This is a genomic window from Candidatus Cloacimonadota bacterium, assembly GCA_019429305.1.
In the GTDB taxonomy this organism is placed as follows: Bacteria; Cloacimonadota; Cloacimonadia; order Cloacimonadales; family JAJBBL01; genus JAHYIR01.
The window spans coordinates 1-4,749 of record JAHYIR010000048.1; the positions used below are offsets into that span (position 1 = coordinate 1).

Genomic DNA, 4,749 nt, shown 5'->3' on the forward strand with positions numbered 1-4,749 from the left:
AAAAAGAGATTAACTATTCAATTATCCCTTTTCTTTTAGCCATAGTATATTTATATTTCATTCAAGGCGTTAGACCCATTTACTTTCTTTTGGGTTCCGGTTCGTGGGGTGTCGGTTGCTTCGTGAAGATCATTCTTCACTCACTGATAGTAAAGAAGTTACCACATAATGCAGAAAAGATAGCCGGAACTTCTTTCATCAATGGTTTGATCTCAGGAATCACTGAGCTCGGAGGAGCAGTCCTCTTCTTTTATCTCTTTTCTATAACCGGTTTTCTCGAAATCCTCGCTTTTGGTGTCGGAATCGGAGCTTTTGAAGCTTTGATTACCGGTTCGAGCAAGTCTGCACAGCTTTTTAAAGGCACGGAACTTGAAAAACCGGCACTTGAACTAGAAGCGGTTTTAAACAATTTAGAGGGTTTTAAGAAGATGTGGTATCAAAAGATTTTGCCGGTTTTAGAACGACTCATTGCCGGGTTTATTCACATAGGAACGAGGGGATTGGCTTTGATAAGTATTTTAACATTAAATCCTCTTCCAATTCTGTTGGCAATTGCCAGCTTCACTATTGCTGACGGTGTCATTGGTTACCAGATGTTATATCTAGGTAAACTTAGCAATCTGAAGAATCTTAATAAAACATACCTCTATTTAGCTGTTCTGTCTCTCGCTACTATCATATTATTCCTGCTCTTATGGACAATGATGATTGTTTAGGATACCCCTCTATACTCCATCAATCTTTGCATCTTATCTAATATCAAACTAATTTAACTCACTTAATATCTTAACTCTTTATCAGCTAATCAGTTCAATATGAATCCCCTGATCTTTCTTACTTTACTCAACCTTTAGTGAACCCTATAGTCGGCACCCATCCGACTATACCCCTCCCTAAGGGTAGACAAGAGATTATTTAATCTAACTAATCATTATGTCATGCCGGCTTAAGTTTGTATGTGCTGCTACCTTAATCAACTACTTAGTGGAAAAATAATTGACATCGGTGTTTAAAGAAATTATGAACTATTGTTAACTATTAGTTGTCAATAAAGGGGAAGATAGAGAGATGATCAACTCATCAAAACCCAGTATGGAATTTATTATACCAGAGAGTATAGAATCAAGAAGAGCGGAATTTGCATCTTATGTACTGTCCGCACTTAGAAACATAAAGAACTTTGCGTATAAAAACGAGTGGGGGGATCTCACCGAAGAACCTTTTATAGAGCGAGTAATGATCTTTGATGACAAGAGAGAGTTTGATAGAAATCTGTTGCAGCTTGTAGATGCAGATCCTGAGATAGAATTACCGGAAACATATTGTGCGGCGTTGGAGAACAGAGTGCTGGTTATTGTCACTCCTGAGATATATGCCCAGGTATTCCCTGAAGGGATAGAAAAGGATAGCTATGAAAAATTGATAACTCATGAGATTGCTCATCGGTTTCATATCAGAATCCTCGAAGGAAATGAAGAGGGAATGGGACCGGTTTGGTTTTATGAAGGGTTTGCCATCTATGTAGCGAATCAATTTGGCAGTTCAAAGCTACAGTTAAGCCGGGAGAAGATGGTCGATATAATGACCAATCCTGCGAGAGGTAGTTATCAAAATTACGGTTATATCTTCAGACAATTTGCTGAACAGATACCAATACATAAGCTGATCGAGATGGCTAAATTCGAGAGTTTCAATGAACAGCTTATCTCTATTTTTGATCTATCATAGTTTTGGAAGGCAATAATGAATATCGGTTTTCATTATTATGTGACGAAAACTTTGGCGATTAAAGCAGGATTTTCTCACAAGGATGCTGAACTTATTGCCTATGCCTGTCAGTATGTTGATGATGCTACCGATCATCAGGTAATGGTAGTAAAAGATATGCCCGAGCCACTCTATGAGAGGATGTATGAGGAGTATTTTGATCCTACTTGTACATCTCATAAAGGCATCGGTAACATTCTCTATAATTTCCGTAATATCAGGAATAAAGTCCTTCTCCCCTATCACTTCATACCGGAGGGTTGGAATAAAGAGCGGAAAAAATTCAACTATCTGACTATCCCGGAAGCACCAATGTCATTGGATCTGATCGAGCTGGCGTTGGCGGAGTTACAATCTAACAAGAAAGATAGCCGAATAAGGGATACTGCTCTAATACGGTTAGGGATAGCGTTACACTCTTATGAAGACACTTTTGCTCATCAAAACTTCTCTGCCCGGAATAGTCTGAAAGATAACGGAGTGACCGATCCGATAATAAGATCCAATAACAGGCGAAGAACTAATCCGTTCGTTGGAAGGTTGACCGGATTCTTAGGTTACCATATCGGGCACGGGCTGTTAGGTACCTTTCCGGACAGGTTCAATACAGAAATTACCTATATTGACGGGAGAAAGAACAGGGTATATATCAACACGAAAGTGAGATTCAGAAAGGCAGCGAGAAGAGTCTTTGATATTCTCAGAGCAATAACAGGAACCCCCGATACCTGGGGCAAGTTATTACCGCAACTGAATGTCTGTTTGGAAGTTAACAGATCAAGAAGGAGCGATTGGAAACGGGCTTTTTCCGCTCAGTTCAAGGGGACAGATTACTCCTATAACCCTAATCAGTGGAAAAATATTACCATTAGACGCGACAGAGACGGGAATTACAGATTTTCAGGAGATCCGATCTGGTTTCTTTACCATCAGGCAGCTTATGAACAGAGAGTATTCGTAATGGCAACACTATCTTAGAGAGTAATGGGTCTCTATATTAAGATGATGGATGTTTTGTGTTGAAAAACATCATTGCCGGAAGCTAAACATATTTATTGTAAAGCTCTATAGTAAAGATTTAAAATATGTTACAATCAAAAAAACACTAAATATTCATTGACAACAGAATAGAATAAACTCGATATCGTAAAGGTTTAGTTGATGTTAATTTTTTCTCGATAATTTCCGCTCCCTAAACTGGCAAATATTGCTATAATGCTGAATATTTGGAGGTAGTTATGAAGAGAAAGCTGTTATTCTTTGTTGTTGTGATTAGTCTGGTTTTGCTATTCTTTTCCTGTAGTGAAAAAAAGACAACAGAACCCGATATAACCTTTGAACCGATAATTACACCGGAAACAGTCGTAATGGAAGAGGATGTAGCAGCGACCATCATAGAGGTAACAGACGAACAGATCATCCTTCCGGAAGGTGTAAATCCCGAATTTTATGAACCGGGTAACGTTATTGTATCAGGACCCTCAGAGCAGGCACCTTACGGACTGCTCAGAAAAGTTACCGACTCTTACGAACAGGATGGACAAATAGTAGTAAATACAGTCCAAGCTACCCTGGAAGATGTCTTTGATGAGCTGGAGTTTTCTATTTCCCGTTCATTGAAGACATCAGATATTGAAAAGACTGTTCTGCTTGTAGATGGAGTAGAATTTCTTGAAGACGATAAGGATCTGCTTTCTTTTCCTCATGATATTAATAAAAATATCAATCTTGGTAGCGGTATAATGATGAATGTCTCAGGTAACGTGACACTCACATTTAATATCTTTTTTGATGCCCGTATCAATATTTGGCAAGGTTTACACTACTTAGAAGCTGGGGCTATTCTCACACAGAATTTAAATATTGATTTTACCGTAAATGGTGGTTTTGATTATTCCCAGGAGATAGACCTTGTTCAGCATTATTTCACTCCCATAACCTTTTTTGCCGGAGTAATACCAATTGTGATCGTTCCAAAAGCAGTTATAGTTCTTGAGATTGGTGCAAATGGTGATGCTGCAGTTACAGTTAATGTTAATACTACAGGTTCATATATTAAAGCAGGAGCTAAATACATTAAACCTCATGTTCCAGAACCAATCTTTGAACCTCAATTAGTTTTTGATCAAACAACTCATCCCAATTTGGGAACATCACTCAATATTTTCTGTGGCTCCGGTCCCCGCTTTGAAATGAATCTTTATGGTGTTGCTGGGCCTAACGTTAAAGCTCTTGGCTTCATAGAATTAGAAGCTGACACTACAGCAAATCCTTGGTGGACTTTAGTTGGTGGTTTCCAATTATTTGTCGGTCTAAAGTTTGAAGTGCTCGGTTATAATATTGCCAATTATACATCTAATAATCTCCTACCAGATCTGAAATTCCCAATATATCAAGCAACAGAGAGTCCCCCCGTAGCAACTCCTACATTTAATCCACCAGGAGGGACTTATGCAAATCCTCAAACAGTAGTAATCAGTTGTACAACACCCAATGCAACAATACTCTATTCAACTGATGGATCAGAGCCAAGCGTAGTTTATACAACTCCGGTAAATATTGAACAGAATACTATGTTAAAGGCAAGAGCAAGTAAATCTGGTCATGAAGATAGTGCCATCGCATCAAGTATTTATTATATCGGAGCTGTAGCAACTCCGACTTTTGATCCACCGGGGGGGACATATAACAATCCGCGTAGCGTTAGAATATACTGTGATACTGCGGGAGCAGCTATCATGTACACGATAGATGGGAGTGAACCTACTCAATATTCTTTGCCTTATTATCCTTTTTTACCTCCTTATTTAACCAGTAACACGACATTGAAAGCTAAAGCGTTTAAACATGGTTTGGATCCGAGTGAAACTGCTGAAGCTGATTATATCTTTCAAGTTGCTGATCCGGTATTTAATCCTCCGGGGGGTATTTATCATAATTATCAGCAGGTAACAATCACTTGTGCAACCCAGGGAGCAACGA

Annotated in this window: 4 protein-coding genes; all 4 read left to right on the forward strand. The window is 38.8% G+C overall.

Annotated features, from left to right (window positions below; translation table 11 throughout):
• Positions 1 to 716 (forward strand): YhfC family intramembrane metalloprotease (locus tag K0B81_09655; GenBank protein MBW6516857.1); only part of this gene is annotated, 716 nt, incomplete at its 5' end.
• Between the two features lie 376 nt (positions 717 to 1,092).
• Positions 1,093 to 1,728, forward strand: a complete 636-nt coding sequence (locus tag K0B81_09660) for a hypothetical protein (GenBank protein ID MBW6516858.1) — start codon at positions 1,093 to 1,095, stop codon at positions 1,726 to 1,728.
• A gap of 15 nt (positions 1,729 to 1,743) precedes the next feature.
• Positions 1,744 to 2,745, forward strand: a complete 1,002-nt coding sequence (locus tag K0B81_09665) for a hypothetical protein (protein MBW6516859.1) — start codon at positions 1,744 to 1,746, stop codon at positions 2,743 to 2,745.
• A 260-nt stretch (positions 2,746 to 3,005) separates the two neighbouring features.
• On the forward strand, positions 3,006 to 4,749 hold a 1,744-nt coding region (locus K0B81_09670), incomplete at its 3' end, for a chitobiase/beta-hexosaminidase C-terminal domain-containing protein (protein MBW6516860.1).

Excerpts from the sequence above, each read along its gene's own strand:
- K0B81_09660 (MBW6516858.1), top strand. The coding sequence starts at position 1,093 with ATGGAATTTATTATACCAGAGAGTATAGAATCAAGAAGAGCGGAATTT.
- K0B81_09665 (MBW6516859.1), top strand. The coding sequence starts at position 1,744 with ATGAATATCGGTTTTCATTATTATGTGACGAAAACTTTGGCGATTAAA.